Raw genomic sequence first — 13,963 nt, 5'->3', positions numbered from 1 at the left:
GGGCGGCACGCGCCGGGGAAATGGGATGGATTGGTGAACCATGGCAGGATCACCACAGTCCGAGGACAGGCTGTCGGAGGTCAAGTTCCTGACCGTCGCCGAGGTGGCGAGGGTGATGCGGGTGTCCAAGATGACCGTCTATCGACTCGTGCACTCCGGTGAGCTCTCCGCGGTACGGGTCGGCCGGTCGTTCCGGGTGCCGGAACACGCGGTGCACGAGTACCTGCGAGGGGCTTTCCGGGAGACCGCCTAGCGGGTATCCGGAGACGCCCGGCGCCGACGCGTCCCCCGGCTGGCGCCGGGGCCGCGTTGGTGCTGATGACACGCGCGGGCTAGGCTTGACGCCGGCCGTGCCGTCGCATGCGCGGGTGAGTCCGCCCGCCGGCCCGGCCGGTTGTCCAGTTCGGTCCACGCGTCAGCCTCACCGCACGCTGCGCACGGGCCGACCCGAACGTTCGTTGGAAAGGCTTTCGTATGGGCTCGGTGGTCAAGAAGCGCCGCAAGCGTATGGCCAAGAAGAAGCACCGCAAGCTGCTGCGCAAGACCCGCGTCCAGCGTCGACGTCTCGGCAAGTGACCGTGGCCGGGCCCAGGCCCGGCTCAGCAACGCTCCGGTCACCCGCCGGCACTTGGAGGGCCGCATGGTGAGGTCCCCGACCGTGGTGGTAACCGGGACGAGCCGATTCATCGGTGCCCGGGTCGCCGGTCGACTCGCCGCCGACCCCCGGGTCGGCCGGGTCGTCGGGCTGGACACCGCCACACCGGCGCCGGACTTCGCGGATCTGTTGCGCGACGTCGACCAGGTCCGCGCCGACGCTGGTGCGGCCAGTGGCATCATCGCGGACCTCGATGCGTCAGCCGTCGTGCACCTGGCCGTGGTCAGTGGACCGGATCAGCAGTACGGCGGCCGCGCCGCGATGAAGGAACAGAACGTCATCGGCACCATGCAGTTGCTCGCCGCCTGCCAGCAGGCGTCCGGTCTGCGTAAGCTGGTGGTGCGTTCGTCGACGGCGGCGTACGGTGCCTCGTTCCGCGATCCGGCGGTCTTCACCGAGGACACCGAGCCCCGTGAGGTACCGCGTGGCGGGTTCGCCCGCGACATCCTGGACATCGAGGCGTACGTGCGCGGCTTCCGCCGCCGCCGGCCCGACGTCACCGCCACCGTGTTGCGGTTCGCCCCGTTCATCGGCTCGACCGCCGAGACCAGTCTGACCCGCTACTTCGCCCAGCCGCTGGTGCCGACCGTCTTCGGTCGGGACCCCCGGCTGCAGTTCGTGCACGTCGACGACGCGCTCGAGGTGCTGCACCGGGCCGTGGTGGAAGACCGTCCGGGCACGTTCAACGTCGCCGGTCCGGGCGTACTCACCCTTTCCCAGGCGATCCGGCGGGCCGGCCGGGTCGCCGTACCGGTGCTGGAGCCGGGGCTGTCCGGCGCCGCTGGCGTCACCCGGGCCTTCGGTGTCGGGCGCTACGGGTTCGACCAGATCGACCTGTTCGTCCACGGCCGGGTGGTCGACACCTCCCGGTTGATCGGCGAGTTCGGGTTCGAGCCGCGGTCGACGCAGGCCGCCTTCGACGATTTCCTGCGCGCCCACCAGGACGGGGCGCTGCTCGCCGGTGACCGGTTGGCCGCCGCCGAACAGGCGATCCTGGACGGCATCCGCCGGGCTCGCGCGGCCCGCGCCGGCGATCAGCGAGAGCTGGCATGACCGTGCCGGACCGACCCGGCGACGTCTGGGATCAACGGGTGGCCGCCGGCCTGGCGTTCCTGCGCCGCCGGTTGGCCGGCGAGTACGAGGTGGACGAGTTCGGCTTCGATCCCGAGCTCACCGAAGGCGTGTTTCTGCCGGTGCTGCGGGCGCTCTACCGCGAGTGGTTCCGCACCGAGGTGTCCGGGGTCGAACACCTGCCGGTGGACGGTGCCGGGCTCGTGGTCGGCAACCACTCCGGCACGGTCGCGCTGGACGCCGCCGTGCTCACCGCGATCCTGCACGACGAGCATCCGCGGCACCGGCACCTGCGGCTGCTCAGCGCCGACCTGGTCTTCCGGCTGCCGTTCCTGTCCGAACTGACCCGCAAGTTCGGCGGCACGGTGGCCTGCAATCCGGACGCCGAGCGGTTGCTCGGTGGTGGGGAACTGGTCGGGGTCTTCCCGGAGGGCTTCAAGGGAGTCGGAAAGCCGTACTCGCAGCGTTACAAGCTGCAACGGTTCGGTCGGGGTGGGTTCGTCTCGGCGGCCATCCGGACCGGATCGCCGATCGTTCCGGTGGCGATCGTCGGAGCCGAGGAGACCTATCCGATGCTGGCGAACATCGCCCCGCTCGCCCGGATTTTCGGCCTGCCGTACTTCCCGGTGACGCCGACGTTTCCGTGGCTGGGGCCGCTCGGCCTGGTGCCGTTGCCGAGCAAATGGCTGATCGAGTTCTGCCCGCCGATCCCGACCACCCAGTTCGCCGACCACGCCGATGACCCGTTGGTCGTGTTCAACCTGGCTGATCAGGTGCGGGAGACGATCCAGCAGGCCCTGCACCGGCTGCTGGATCGTCGGCCGGACCCGTTCGGCCGCTGACCGGCCGGCCAGACCCCGCTCGGCCGGTCAGTCCGTCAAGCTTCGCAGATCCAGCACCTGCCAGGAGGCGGAGCTGTCGTCGCCGACCGACCACCACAGCACACCGCCCCGGCAGAGCACCATGCCCACGTCGTCGCTCACCACGATCGCCTCGTCGAGCTGCAGATCGTAGATGATCAACTGCTGCGAGTTGGTCAGTGAGGTGGGTGCCGACGACAGCGACAGCACCTCGAACCGGTCCAGCACGGCGACGTCGATGGTGCTTGCGGTCACCGAGCCGTCGCCGATGCGCCGACGGTCCGTACCGTCCGGGCGCATCAGGTCGATGCGGCCCGGACCGTCCGCCGCCAGCACCAGCACCCGGCACCAGGTGGGACCGCAGGTGACCAGCTCGGTCGGGCCGGCGGGGACGTCGGTGATCCGGCGCTCGACCAGGTCACGGATCCGGATCGGGCCGGTCTCGCCGCTGCCGGCGCTGACCATTGTCGGCCAGCTGGACAACGCCCAGGCACCCGGATCGGTGCGTACGGTCACCTCGCCGCCGGCCAGCGGGACCGACCGCAGTTCGGTCGCTGGCTCGGTGCCGGGCGCCACGGCGACCCAGTACAGACTGCCTTCGTTGATCACCATGTCGTACTGGGAGTTGAAGAAGACCACGTCGCCGGTGTCGGTGCTGAGCCGGCGCGGTTCGGCGTCGTCGGTCAGGCTGGCGGCCCACATCTCGGTGCGCCCCCGTCCGTCCTCGTCCGCGACCGACTCGGACCAGGCCAACGTGTCCCCGTCGGTGGTGAACCCACCGAACTGCGGGGTAGCGCCGAGCGGGAGCCGGCGCAGTTCCCGTACCGATCCGTCGGCGGCCCGCACGACCAGCCGCAGCGCGGTGCCGTCCGGGCTAGGCGCAGTGCCGACCGAGGTGGCGCCGTCCAGGAACAGCACCGGGCTGTACGCCGGTCCGTCGGCGAGGTTGGCGGGTATCTCGGTGATCTCGGCCAACGGCCAGACCTCGGCGACGGTACGCAGCCGGCCCGGCTCGTCCGCGCTGGTCGTCGGGCCGGCCTGCGGCAACACGACCAGCAGGACCGCGGCTGCCAGCGCCCCGGCCAGCCCGGCCAGATGCCACGGACGGTGGCGGCGGTGCCGACCCGGCGGGTGGCTGGGCGCCCCGGTCGACTCGACCGGGCGTGCGGTGACCGTCACACCGATGCCTTCCTGATCCGATGCCGGCGTCGCCGGCCGGGGTGGGCCGGTCGCCGCCCCCGGGAGGGCGCCAGGCCCGGCCCGGGTGGGCGCTAGGTCCGGCCCGAGTGAGCCGGTTGCCGCTGTCCTGGTCAGCCTGTTGCCCGGCGGCGGCGGATGGCCAGGCCGGCCGTCACCGCCCCGGCCAGGAAACCGGCGGCGACCGTCGACGGTACCGCGATCCGCGCCGCCTTGCGACCGGTCCGGAAGTCCCGGACCTGCCAGCCCCGCTCCCGTGCCTGGCGGCGCAGCGCGGTGTCCGGGTTGACCGCGACCGGGTGTCCGACGGCGGTGAGCATCGGCAGGTCGTTGGCGGAGTCGCTGTACGCGCTGCAGCGGGCGAGCTCGAGCCCTTCGACTGCGGCGAGCTGCACGATCGCCTCGGCCTTGGCCGGGCCGTGCATCAGTTCGCCAGCCAGCCGACCGGTGTACGTTCCGTCGACGACCTCGGCGACGGTACCGAGCGCACCGGTCAACCCGAGACGCTGGGCGATCACCCGGCCGACCTCGACCGGAGTTGCGCTGACCAGCCACACCCGTTGCCCGGCGTCGAGGTGCACCTGCGCCAGGGCCCGGCTGCCGGGCCAGATCCGCGACGCCATCAGCTCGTCGAAGATTTCCTCGGTGAGACGTTCCACGTCGCTGACCCGCCAACCGGCGACGAACGCCAGGGCCGCTTCCCGGGCGTGCGACATGTCCCCGGCGTGTTCCGCGGCGAGCAGCCGGAACCGCGCCTGCCGCCAGGCGAACTGGGCGAGGTCGGCGGTGGTGAAGTAGTTGCGGGAGGCCAGGCCACGCGCCAGCCAGTAGATCGACGCACCACGCAGCATGGTGTTGTCGACGTCGAAGAAGGCCGCTGCCCGTCGGTCAGGGGCCACCGGTGTCGTGGCTGCCAGCCCGGTGGTCGCCCAACCCGTGGTGTGACCGGCAGCGTCCGTACTGATGGTCACCTTGCGGGTGCGGGGCACGCCGGCATCACTCTCCCGTCGGGCGGCGCCGCCGGCCCGGTCAGGTCACCGGTCAGCGGCCGGGTTGTCCTTGACCGCCGGGCGCGGGCCCGGCAGATCCGTCTCGGTGGCCGGGCCGAGCTGTGGCTCGGCGAGGTTCGAGTGCTGCGGGTTGGCCGACGGCGGGTTGCCGGGCCCCGGCCTGACCGACGAGTCGGCACCTGCGGCAGGGGCGGGTGCTACGTCAGCGCGGCCCCGGTCGGCCGACGACTCGCCGACGGGCGGCCCGACCAGGCCGCCCGGGACACGAATGCTACCGGCCGGCTCGGCCGATACGCAGCTGGCCGGCAGCGGGCCGAGTTCGTCGCTGTCGTTGGTCGCCGGAGCCGAGCAGGTCAGCTCGTCGCGCAACGCCGTGGTCCGGGCCCGGACCCGGTCGAGGAGGGTGAGTGATTCGCCGACCCGGTCCCGGTTCGCCGCCGACCCGTCGGCGAGTTGCCGCAACGTGGGACGCTGCGTGGACACGAAAGAGTCGATCACGTCCAGTGGGCTCTCGTCACCGCCGACAGCGGCGGTGGCGGTGAGCAGCCGGACACCTTCCCGGGTCTGGCCGTCCATGTCGTCCAGCACCGCGCTGAACGCGGCGGGCTCGTCGTACACGATGAGCGCTTCGCCCATCCGTACCTCTGCGAAGCTGAGGAACAGTTGTCCGCGGGAGGAGTCGGACTGGGCCAGGGCGAGCTGGGCCCGTTCGGTGGACCGTTTCATCCCGTACAGGGTGTCGCCCGGCACCGCCTGCTCGGTGGCGGCGGACATGCCGGAGACGGTGATCGCCCCGAACGCGACGGTGGCGATGATGACCGCGCGGGTCCGGGCCCGGCCGGCGGTCGTCGCCGCGCGGGCCCCCGCCGCCCGACCGGCGAACCAGCGGGACCGGGGCCGTTCGGGCAGGCGGCGGTACGGAGCCGTCGGTGCGCCGGCGCCGATGCCTTCGCGCTCGGCGGTGGCGATCAGCACGGCGCGCAGGTGTGCCCGGTAGTCCGGGTCCACGCCGCTGTCCGGTGATTTCGGCATCTCGGACATGCGGCGCCCGAGTGCCGTGAGCCCGGCCAGCTCGTCGTCCAGCGGATCGCGGACATGGTGCCGCCCTCCGCCCTCGGCGCGGTCGAGAAGTTGTGCGAATCGTTCGGCGCGTCGGCGGAAGAGATTGAGCTTGCTCATCGCGGACACCTCCCTTCGCAGGTCACGGCTTCAGCGGCGGGTGTCGCCACTATCCGGTGCGACCACGGCCAGGGTCGCTGGGGAGGTGACCCGTTGCGGGTCCTGGCACGCTGCCTGATGGCTGGCGAGGTGCTGGCATCATCGGTCGCACCCCAAGAAACGCCTGAGCGGTCAGTTGGGTTACGGGCCGGTGGCGAGATTCATCACTACGCGTGACTGTGATTTCTTTCTGTGCGGGCGTAGTCACGGTTGGAAACCGTCGGGCAGGAGTCGGGCCAGTGCCCGTACCGCCCGGTACTGCAGGGCCTTGATCGCCCCCTCGTTCTTGCCCATCGCCCGGGCGGTCTCGGCGACCGAGAAGCCTTGCAGGAAGCGGAGAACGATGCACTCCTGCTGCTCCGGGTTGAGCTGCTTGACGGCGGTCAGCAGGGCGACGTTGGTGATGTGGTCGACGACCGCTGCCTCGGGGCTCCCCTCCGGGCCGCGATCCTCGCGCTCTGCATCCATTACGTCACCCGTAGTAACTTCCAGTCGGTACCGTCCCGACTTGAAGTGGTCCGCGACCAGGTTGCGGGCGATGGTCACCAGCCAGGCCCCGAGGTCCCGGCCCTGCCAGGTGAAGCTGCCGATCCGCTTCAGGGCGCGCAGGAAGGTATCCGAGGTGAGGTCCTCGGCGAGTTGCCGGTTGCCCACCCGGAAATAGACGAACCGGAATACGGTGTCCACGTACCGGTCGTAGATCAGACCGAACGCCTCGGTCTCGCCAGCCTGGGCCCGTTCCACCAGTGCCCAGACCTCGCGGGCGGGATCGGACGGGTCCGGCCGGTCCGGATAGCCGCCTGGTGGTGCGCCGGACCGACTGCCCTGGTCGGGGATGACCGGCAGAACGGTGGTCTCCGCCTCGTTGCCGTCCGGCTGGGTCGGCATGGTCGGCCGGGCCGGGGCGGCCACCGCGCCACCCATCGGCTTGCTGTTGGCGCCGGGCTGGCGTCGGCTCGGCCCCTCATTGGGCTGGGTGCGTGGCCTGGTCCCTCGGGTGCCGCCGTCGCCGCGCATCGTGATGCTGAGCATCTCGTGCATCGACGCGCGTAGCAGCGACAACCCTTCGGCGAGGGCGATCCGGGCGGCAATTACCTCGCGGCTGGCCGACGGGAGAACGATCTGCGGGGAGTAGACACTCATTGGGCGTCCTCCGTTCGTGCCTGCGGCGACCCGGCGTGCTGCTGGGCCCGGGCACCTGGGTCGGTGAGCTGGGTGCTGATACCGGCGCTGATGCCGGCGCAGTCCGGCAGGTCGGTGGTGAGCGTCATGGACCGGCGAACCCTCCTGAGGTGCTGGTGCGGTGCGACAACGGGCACGGCGGCCTCCTCGGGCTGAGGGGTGGCGACTCACGGCAAAACGGGTGAGTCGACCCAAGGCGATGATAGGGCCAACGTCACCCACGCGTGTGGAGTCCGTTACACAACGACGAAGTATTTCCGCAGGGCGGCGTGCCCATGTCGCACTGGCTGTCCGCTGTCGGTTACCCGACGCTTTGGTTGTCGGGAAGCGGTAAGCTCCCCGGCGTGTCGCGCCGCCAGCCCAGAATCACCTTGATCACCCGCCCCGGCTGCCACCTCTGCGACGACGCCCGTGCGGCGCTCGCCCGGGTGGCGGGGCAGACCGGCGACGAATGGGTTGAGCAGGACGTCACCGCTGACATCGAGCTGGAGCGCGACTACGGCGAACGGCTCCCGGTGGTGCTGCTCGACGGCCGGGAACACGGGTACTGGCGGGTCGAGGAGCAGCGGCTGCTCGACGATCTGCGCCGACCGGTCGGCTGACCGGGTGACCGGTCGAGGGGCCTGCGGCCGATCGGTCGGCTGACCTGCTGGTCCGGTGACGCCGATGGCCGGTATCGTGCCGCCGTGGCCCCGCTTGACACCCATCTGGTCTGGGACTGGAACGGCACCCTGCTCAACGACCTGGCGCTGGTCGTCACCTCGACCAACCACGCGATCGCCACCGTCGACGGCCCGGTGCTCACCCCCGAGCAGCACCGGGTGGCCTTCCGTCGGCCGGTCGCGGACTACTACGCAGACGTTCTCGGCCGGGCGGTCGGCGCCGAGGAGTTCGGCCGGCTGGACCAGATCTTCCACGCCGCGTACCGGGCCGGTCTGACCACCTGCGGACTCGCCGAGGACGCCGAACGGGCGCTGCTCAGCTGGTCGGGCAGCCAGTCACTGCTCTCGATGTGGTTCCACGACGAGCTGGTCCCGCTGGTCGACACGTACGGCCTGACCCGGACCTTCCGGCGCATCGACGGGCTGCGGACGGCGGTCGGCGGCGACCGCAAGGCCGGTCACCTCGACCGGCACCTGACCGCGCTGGGTGTGGACCCGGCCCGGACCGTGCTGATCGGCGACTCGATCGACGATGCGGACGCAGCCGAGGCGGTCGGTGCAAGTTGCATCCTGTACACCGGCGGCTTCACCGACCCGGACCGGCTCCGGGCCCGTGGCGTGCCGGTCGCGGAGTCCCTCACCGAGGCGGTACGGCTGGCGGCCGATCACTGATCGGCGGCAGGAAAGCCAGCTCGACCCGGTCAGCCTCGCAGGTAGGTCAGTACGGCGAGCACCCGGCGGTGCTGTTCGGTGTCCGGCGCCAGCTGGAGCTTGCTGAAGATGTTGTGGATGTGCTTCTCGACGGCCCCGTCGGTGACCACCAGCAGCCGGGCGATGGCGGTGTTCGACCGCCCCTCGGCCATCAGCCCGAGCACCTCCCGTTCCCGCGGGGTGAGCTGGCGCAGTGGGTCGTCGCGGCGGCGCCGGACCAGCAGCTGACCGACCACCTCCGGGTCGAGCACGGTGCCGCCGGCGGCCACCCGGGCGAGGGCGTCGAGGAACTCGGCGATCGCGGCGACCCGGTCCTTGAGCAGGTAGCCGACAGCGCCGGCGCGGTCGGCGAGCAGATCGTCGGCGTACGACACCTCGACGTACTGGGACAGCACCAGCACCGGGGCTCCCGGGACCAGTTCGCGGATCCGCACCGCCGCCCGTAACCCTTCGTCGGTGTGCGTCGGCGGCATGCGTACGTCGACGATCGAGACGTCCGGACGGTGTTCGGTGACCGCCTCGACCAGGGCCGGGCCGTCGCCGACCGCGGCCACCACCCGGTGGCCGTGCTCGCTCAGCAGCCGGACCAGGCCCTCCCGCAGCAGTACGGCGTCGTCGGCGATCACCACTCGCATGGGTGCCATGTCTACCATCGCCGGCTCAGCCGGGCAGCTCGGCGCGGATCTCGGTGGGCCCGCCCGGCGGGCTGTGCACCGCGAGAGTGCCGCCGTGCGCCCGCACCCGGTCGGCGAGTCCGGCCAGTCCGTGCCCCTTGGCGAGGTGGGCACCGCCGGTCCCGTCGTCGGCCACCACGATCGTCAACCCGCCGTCGTGGCGGTGTACCCCGACACTGCAGGCGGTCGCCCCGCTGTGCTTGGCGACGTTGGTCAGCGCCTCGGCCACCACGAAGTAGGCGCTGCTCTCCACGGCCGGGTCGGGCCGCGTCGCGGCCGTGCCGAGCCGGGGGTCGACCGACAGGTCCACCGGTACCACGCCGCGTCCGGCCAGGGCGGCGATCGCGCTGGGCAGCCCCCGGTCGACCAGGATCGGCGGTGCGATGCCACGGGACAGGGCGCGGAGCTCGGCCAACGTCTCACGGGTCTGGTCCAGCGCCTCGTCCAGGGTGCGCCGGGCGGCGTCCGGGTCGGCCGCCAACTGCTCGCGGGCCCGCCCCAGGTCCATCGCGAGCCGGACGAGCCGCTGCTGCGGCCCGTCGTGGATGTCGCGTTCCAGCCGGCGTAGCGCGGTGGCCTCCGCGCTGACCGCGGCCTGCCGCTGCTCCTCCAGGTCGGTGATCCGGTCGCGCATCTGGGCCACCCCGGTGAGCAGGCCGCGGGCGAAGCCGGCCTGCAGCAACGCGCAGCCGCGTACCACGATCGGCAGGGTGACCAGGAAGAACAGTCCGATGGCGGTGTACAACGCGATCCGGGTCCCTGGTGCGTCGCCGAGGCCGAGCAGCGGCGCCAGGCCGTCGTCCGGGTCGGCGGGCAGCAACCAGTCGTACGTCCAGTAGAGCGAGCCGGCCAGCGCCCCCGCCCACCAGGTGATGGTGACCGGTACGGCGATCAGGGCCACCGGCAGGCGCAGCACACCGAAAGCCAGGTCGAGCCAGGACTGGGGGTCGGTGAGCGGGGCGAGGACCCGTCGCCAGGTGCCCGCGTCCGGTCCCGGCGTCACGTATCGCGGCTGCACCTGGGCGGCGGCCAGGACCCCGGCCATCCGGTGCCGTTCGAGTTGGGCGAACCCGCGGGCGGTGGCCAGCGTGCCGCTGAGCACCGGCAGGCCGACGACGGTGACCACCAGGCCGACGCCGAGTGCGAAACCGACGACGCCGACGACGAAGTTCGCCAGCGCGAGCGGCAGGCTGGTGAGTACGTACAGGGAGTCGCTGGCCAGCCGGCGCAACGTCGTCTGCCGGCTGGCCGGTGCGAGGGCGGGCGGAGTGCCGACGTCGGTCATGGGTATGACGCTAGGTGCCAGGTGGCGGGCCGGTCACTCCCGCCGGCCCGCCGATCGCGGTGGGGTTGTCCCCCCTGTCGGAGCGGCGCGCGGCAAAAAGCCGGAAATTGGTAATAATGGTGCTGCTGTCGCCGGATGAAACCGGTGTGACGGGTAGCGTGGATCCAGTGGCTCGTCCATCACCGTCGATCAAGATCGCGATTTGTGCACGCGTTCACAAGCGCCTACGCTGTAATCCTGACGAGCCCTGATAGCACAACAGGTGACGGCGGTTGCCACAGGGGCACCGGACTGACCGGCCGGGCCGGCGGGTCAATGATCGCATCGCACGGAGACACATGAGTCAGCACCGCCAGCCAGGCGCGTCCGGCCGGGTCGACGCCGTTCCGGCGCTGCCGGACCTCCCTGAGGCGACGGTCGCGCGACTCCCGGAGTATCTCCGTGCCCTGCACACTCTCGCCGACGCCGGTCACGAGACCGTTTCCAGCGAAGGGCTGGCCAGCGCGGCCGGGGTCAACTCCGCCAAGCTGCGCAAGGACCTGTCCCAACTCGGCTCGTACGGTACCCGTGGCGTGGGCTACGACATCGCGTTGCTGATCGAGCAGATCGAGTACGTGCTCGGGCTCACCCATCGGCGGGCCGTCGCGCTCGTCGGGGTCGGCAACCTCGGCCACGCGCTGGCCGGCTACGCCGGCTTCGCCAGCCGGGGGTTCCGCATCGCCGCGCTCTTCGACGCCGACACCGACCGGGTCGGTGAACAGATCAACGGACTGGTGGTCCGGCACATCGACGACCTGCCGGCGGTGGCCGCCGAGGAGTCGATCGCCATCGGGGTGATCGCCACCCCGGCCGCCGCCGCGCAGCAGGTCGCCGACCAGTTGGTGGCCGCCGGAGTCACCAGCATCCTCAACTTCGCGCCGTGCGTACTGGTGGTGCCCGCCGGAGTCGACGTGCGCAAGGTCGACCTGGCGATCGAGTTGCAGATCCTCTCCTTCCACGAGCACCGCAAGTCGGCCTCCGGTCACGACCACGGCGTGCCGGGGCTGACGGCGCTGCCGGGTGGGCTGGGCGGCGGGCCCGCCGCCGCGGCATCCTTCGACGCGTCCGGTGCCAGCTTCGACGCGTCCGGCCCGGCGGAGGCGGTCGGCTCATGAACCTTCTCGTCGTCGGCGCGTCCTACCGGACCACGCCGGTCGCCACCCTGGAGCGGTTGGCCGTCGCCCCCACCGACGTGCCCGAGACGCTGCGCCGGCTGCTCGCCCAGCCGTACGTCGACGCCGCCGTGGTGCTCTCCACCTGCAACCGGGTGGAGGTTTACGCGGCGGTCACCGGATTCCACGGCGGTCTCGCCGACATCTGCGGCGTGCTGGGTGACCGGGTCGGCAGCGCCCCCGGCGAGCTGGCCGACCACCTGTACGTGCACTACGGCCAGGCCGCCGTCGAACACGCGTTCCGGGTGGCGGCCGGGCTCGACTCGATGGTGGTCGGCGAGGCGCAGATCCTCGGCCAGTTGCGCGACGCCTACCACGTCGCCAACGAGGCCGACGCCACCGGCCGGCTGCTGCACGAGCTCATGCAGCAGGCGCTGCGGGTCGGCAAACGGGCGCACGCCGAGACCGGGATCGACCGGGCCGGCCAGAGCGTGGTCAGCGCGGCCCTGCGGGTCGGCGGCGAACTGCTGCCCGGTGGGCTGCCCGGCCGGCCGGTGCTGGTCCTCGGCGCGGGCGCGATGGGCGCCCTGGCGGTCGCCACCCTGGCCCGGCTGGGGGTCGAGTCGATCCGGGTGGTCAACCGCCGGGACGACCGGGCGGTCCGGCTGGCCGGTGCGTACGGTGCCACCGCGGTGCCGTACGACCAGTTGCCGGCCGCGCTCAGCCAGGTCGACCTGGTGATCAGCGCTACCGCCTCGGCCGAGCCGGTGCTCACCCGCGACGCCGTCACCGGGGTGCTGGCCGCCCGCCCGGCCGACCGGACCGGCCCGCTGGTCCTGCTCGACCTCGCCGTACCCCGGGACGTGGAGCCGGCCGCCGCGGCGCTGCCCGGCGTCGCGGTGATCGACATCGACGGCCTGGCCGGCGCACTCACCGACGCGCCCGCCGCGACCGACACGGCGGCCGTCACCCGGATCGTCGACACCGAGGTGGAGTCGTTCCTCAGCTGGATGCGCGGCGCGGACGTGGCACCCACCGTGGCCGCGCTACGCGGCCGCGCCGACGACGTGGTCGGCGCCGAGCTGCGCCGGCTCGCGCAGCGTCGGCCTGACCTCACCGACGACCAGCGCGCCGAGGTCGCGCACACCGTGCACCGGGTGGTGCAGCGGCTGCTGCACTCGCCGACCGTACGGGTGCGCCAGCTCGCCGCCGAGCCCGGTGGTGACCAGTACGCCGCGCTGCTGCGCCAGCTGTTCGACCTGGAGGTGCCGGGCACCTCCACCGCGGGCGACGTGCCGGACCTGGAGGTCGACCGATGAGCGTGTTGCGCCTGGGCACCCGGGGCAGCGCCCTGGCCACCGCCCAGTCCGGTCGGGTCGCCGCCGCGCTGCACTCCGCCACCGGCCGCGACGTCGAGCTGGTGGAGATCGTCACCGCCGGGGACCGGTCCACCGCGCCGGTCGCCGCGCTCGGCGTCGGCGTGTTCGTCTCCGCGCTGCGCGACGCGCTGCTGGCCAAGGAGATCGACTTCGCGGTCCACTCGTACAAGGACCTGCCCACCGCCGGTCAGGCGGAGCTGCTGGTCGCGGCGGTGCCGCCCCGGGAGGATCCGCGCGACGCGTTGATCAGCCGGGACGGCCGGATGCTCGCCGAGCTCGCGCCGGGGGCCACCGTCGGCACCGGGGCACTGCGCCGGATCGCCCAGCTGAACGCCCTCGGCCGTCAGCTCGTGGTCACCCCGATCCGGGGCAACGTGGACACCCGGATCGGCCGGGTGCGCGGCCCGCAGCCCGATCTCGACGCGATCGTGCTGGCCCGGGCCGGTCTGGCCCGGCTCGGCCGGACCGCCGAGATCACCGAGACTCTCGACCCGATGCTGATGCTGCCGGCGCCCGCCCAGGGCGCCCTGGCCGTCGAATGCCGGGCCGACGACACCGACCTGGTCGAGCTGCTCGGCATGCTCGACCATGCACCGACCCGGGCCGCGGTCGCCGCGGAACGGTCGTTGCTCGCGACGCTGGAGGCCGGCTGCAGCGCACCGGTCGCGGCGTACGCGGAAGTCGCCGAGGGGGATGACGGCGACGAGATCTACCTGCGCGGGGCGGTGATCAGCCCGGACGGACTCCGGGAGATCAGACTGTCGCGCACCGGTCCCCCGGCCACCGCCGTCGAGATCGGCGCGGCACTCGCCGCCGAGCTGCTCGACGCCGGAGCCGACACGATCCTTCCGGGGACCACGCCCGGCGGTCCGTCCAGGGCCGCGGATGGCGACGGCGTGGTACCCCAG

The 13,963-nt window shown here is 72.3% G+C and carries 14 protein-coding genes and 2 pseudogenes; 9 read left to right on the top strand and 7 right to left on the bottom strand.

Annotated elements, in window-relative coordinates:
- Window positions 1-40 precede the first annotated feature (40 nt).
- The 4 genes from ACN27J_RS15685 to ACN27J_RS15670 all read left to right on the top strand — a co-directional run bounded on the left by ACN27J_RS15685 (window position 41) and on the right by ACN27J_RS15670 (window position 2,568).
- Complete coding sequence (locus tag ACN27J_RS15685; protein ID WP_123605749.1) at window positions 41-253, top strand: helix-turn-helix domain-containing protein; 213 nt, start codon at window positions 41-43, stop codon at window positions 251-253.
- 221 nt (window positions 254-474) lie between these two features.
- Window positions 475-576: a 30S ribosomal protein bS22 gene (locus tag ACN27J_RS15680; protein ID WP_007465623.1), complete on the top strand. Its 102-nt coding sequence runs from the start codon at window positions 475-477 to the stop codon at window positions 574-576.
- A 64-nt stretch (window positions 577-640) separates the two neighbouring features.
- Window positions 641-1,708 (top strand): NAD-dependent epimerase/dehydratase family protein, encoded by a 1,068-nt coding sequence (locus tag ACN27J_RS15675; protein ID WP_421367064.1) that lies wholly within the window; start codon window positions 641-643, stop codon window positions 1,706-1,708.
- Window positions 1,705-2,568: a lysophospholipid acyltransferase family protein gene (locus tag ACN27J_RS15670; RefSeq protein WP_421367063.1), complete on the top strand. Its 864-nt coding sequence runs from the start codon at window positions 1,705-1,707 to the stop codon at window positions 2,566-2,568. Before ACN27J_RS15675 ends, ACN27J_RS15670 begins: the two co-directional genes overlap by 4 nt.
- Window positions 2,569-2,595: 27 nt before the next feature.
- Here ACN27J_RS15670 and ACN27J_RS15665 read toward each other — a convergent pair whose 3' ends face one another.
- The 5 genes and pseudogenes from ACN27J_RS15665 to ACN27J_RS15645 form a co-directional block, all read right to left on the bottom strand.
- On the bottom strand, window positions 2,596-3,765 hold the full coding sequence (locus ACN27J_RS15665; protein WP_421367061.1) for a hypothetical protein: 1,170 nt from the start codon (window positions 3,763-3,765) through the stop codon (window positions 2,596-2,598).
- Between the two features lie 131 nt (window positions 3,766-3,896).
- Entirely contained in the window at window positions 3,897-4,772 is an 876-nt protein-coding gene (locus tag ACN27J_RS15660; RefSeq protein ID WP_421367059.1) for an HAD family hydrolase, read from the bottom strand.
- A 315-nt stretch (window positions 4,773-5,087) separates the two neighbouring features.
- A pseudogene (locus ACN27J_RS15655) lies at window positions 5,088-5,972 on the bottom strand (DUF5667 domain-containing protein); the annotation flags it as partial.
- A gap of 243 nt (window positions 5,973-6,215) precedes the next feature.
- Entirely contained in the window at window positions 6,216-7,154 is a 939-nt protein-coding gene (locus tag ACN27J_RS15650; protein WP_347403688.1) for an ECF subfamily RNA polymerase sigma factor, BldN family, read from the bottom strand.
- Window positions 7,151-7,282, bottom strand: a complete 132-nt coding sequence (locus tag ACN27J_RS15645) for a hypothetical protein (protein WP_278171633.1) — start codon at window positions 7,280-7,282, stop codon at window positions 7,151-7,153. The genes ACN27J_RS15650 and ACN27J_RS15645 overlap by 4 nt, the downstream gene beginning before the upstream one ends.
- Window positions 7,283-7,537: 255 nt before the next feature.
- Between ACN27J_RS15645 and ACN27J_RS15640 the strand changes: the two genes are divergently transcribed.
- Window positions 7,538-7,795, top strand: coding sequence for a glutaredoxin family protein (locus tag ACN27J_RS15640; protein WP_278171632.1), 258 nt, complete (start codon window positions 7,538-7,540; stop codon window positions 7,793-7,795).
- Between the two features lie 84 nt (window positions 7,796-7,879).
- Entirely contained in the window at window positions 7,880-8,527 is a 648-nt protein-coding gene (locus tag ACN27J_RS15635) for an HAD family hydrolase (RefSeq protein ID WP_421367055.1), read from the top strand.
- A 29-nt stretch (window positions 8,528-8,556) separates the two neighbouring features.
- On the opposite strand, the gene ACN27J_RS15630 is transcribed toward ACN27J_RS15635, so the two are convergent.
- On the bottom strand, window positions 8,557-9,201 hold the full coding sequence (locus ACN27J_RS15630) for a response regulator (RefSeq protein WP_421372267.1): 645 nt from the start codon (window positions 9,199-9,201) through the stop codon (window positions 8,557-8,559).
- Window positions 9,202-9,226: 25 nt separating this feature from the next.
- Window positions 9,227-10,525 carry a sensor histidine kinase gene (locus ACN27J_RS15625; protein ID WP_421367052.1) on the bottom strand — a complete coding sequence of 433 codons (1,299 nt, stop codon included), beginning with the start codon at window positions 10,523-10,525 and terminating at the stop codon, window positions 9,227-9,229.
- Between the two features lie 338 nt (window positions 10,526-10,863).
- On the opposite strand from ACN27J_RS15625, the gene ACN27J_RS15620 reads away from it, so the two are divergent.
- From ACN27J_RS15620 to hemC, 3 genes and pseudogenes are all read left to right on the top strand, one after another.
- The gene (locus ACN27J_RS15620) at window positions 10,864-11,679 is read left to right on the top strand and encodes a redox-sensing transcriptional repressor Rex (protein WP_421367050.1); all 816 of its coding nucleotides are present in this window, start codon (window positions 10,864-10,866) and stop codon (window positions 11,677-11,679) included.
- Window positions 11,676-12,995, top strand: coding sequence for a glutamyl-tRNA reductase (locus tag ACN27J_RS15615; protein ID WP_421367047.1), 1,320 nt, complete (start codon window positions 11,676-11,678; stop codon window positions 12,993-12,995). Before ACN27J_RS15620 ends, ACN27J_RS15615 begins: the two co-directional genes overlap by 4 nt.
- Window positions 12,992-13,954: pseudogene (hemC, locus tag ACN27J_RS15610) on the top strand (hydroxymethylbilane synthase); the annotation flags it as partial. The gene ACN27J_RS15615 and the pseudogene hemC, both read left to right, overlap by 4 nt.
- Window positions 13,955-13,963: the final 9 nt, after the last annotated feature.

Source organism: Solwaraspora sp. WMMB762, from assembly GCF_049179115.1.
In the GTDB taxonomy this organism is placed as follows: Bacteria; Actinomycetota; Actinomycetes; order Mycobacteriales; family Micromonosporaceae; genus Micromonospora_E.
This window is presented reverse-complemented; position numbering and strand designations above follow the sequence as displayed.

What these genes read in the sequence shown, in the direction of transcription:
- ACN27J_RS15685 (WP_123605749.1), top strand. Translation starts at nt 41, where the DNA reads ATGGCAGGATCACCACAGTCCGAGGACAGGCTGTCGGAGGTCAAGTTC.
- ACN27J_RS15680 (WP_007465623.1), top strand. Translation starts at nt 475, where the DNA reads ATGGGCTCGGTGGTCAAGAAGCGCCGCAAGCGTATGGCCAAGAAGAAG.
- ACN27J_RS15675 (WP_421367064.1), top strand. Translation starts at nt 641, where the DNA reads ATGGTGAGGTCCCCGACCGTGGTGGTAACCGGGACGAGCCGATTCATC.
- ACN27J_RS15670 (WP_421367063.1), top strand. Translation starts at nt 1,705, where the DNA reads ATGACCGTGCCGGACCGACCCGGCGACGTCTGGGATCAACGGGTGGCC.
- ACN27J_RS15650 (WP_347403688.1), bottom strand. Translation starts at nt 7,154, where the DNA reads ATGAGTGTCTACTCCCCGCAGATCGTTCTCCCGTCGGCCAGCCGCGAG.
- ACN27J_RS15645 (WP_278171633.1), bottom strand. Translation starts at nt 7,282, where the DNA reads ATGACGCTCACCACCGACCTGCCGGACTGCGCCGGCATCAGCGCCGGT.
- ACN27J_RS15630 (WP_421372267.1), bottom strand. Translation starts at nt 9,201, where the DNA reads ATGCGAGTGGTGATCGCCGACGACGCCGTACTGCTGCGGGAGGGCCTG.
- ACN27J_RS15625 (WP_421367052.1), bottom strand. Translation starts at nt 10,525, where the DNA reads ATGACCGACGTCGGCACTCCGCCCGCCCTCGCACCGGCCAGCCGGCAG.
- ACN27J_RS15620 (WP_421367050.1), top strand. Translation starts at nt 10,864, where the DNA reads ATGAGTCAGCACCGCCAGCCAGGCGCGTCCGGCCGGGTCGACGCCGTT.
- ACN27J_RS15615 (WP_421367047.1), top strand. Translation starts at nt 11,676, where the DNA reads ATGAACCTTCTCGTCGTCGGCGCGTCCTACCGGACCACGCCGGTCGCC.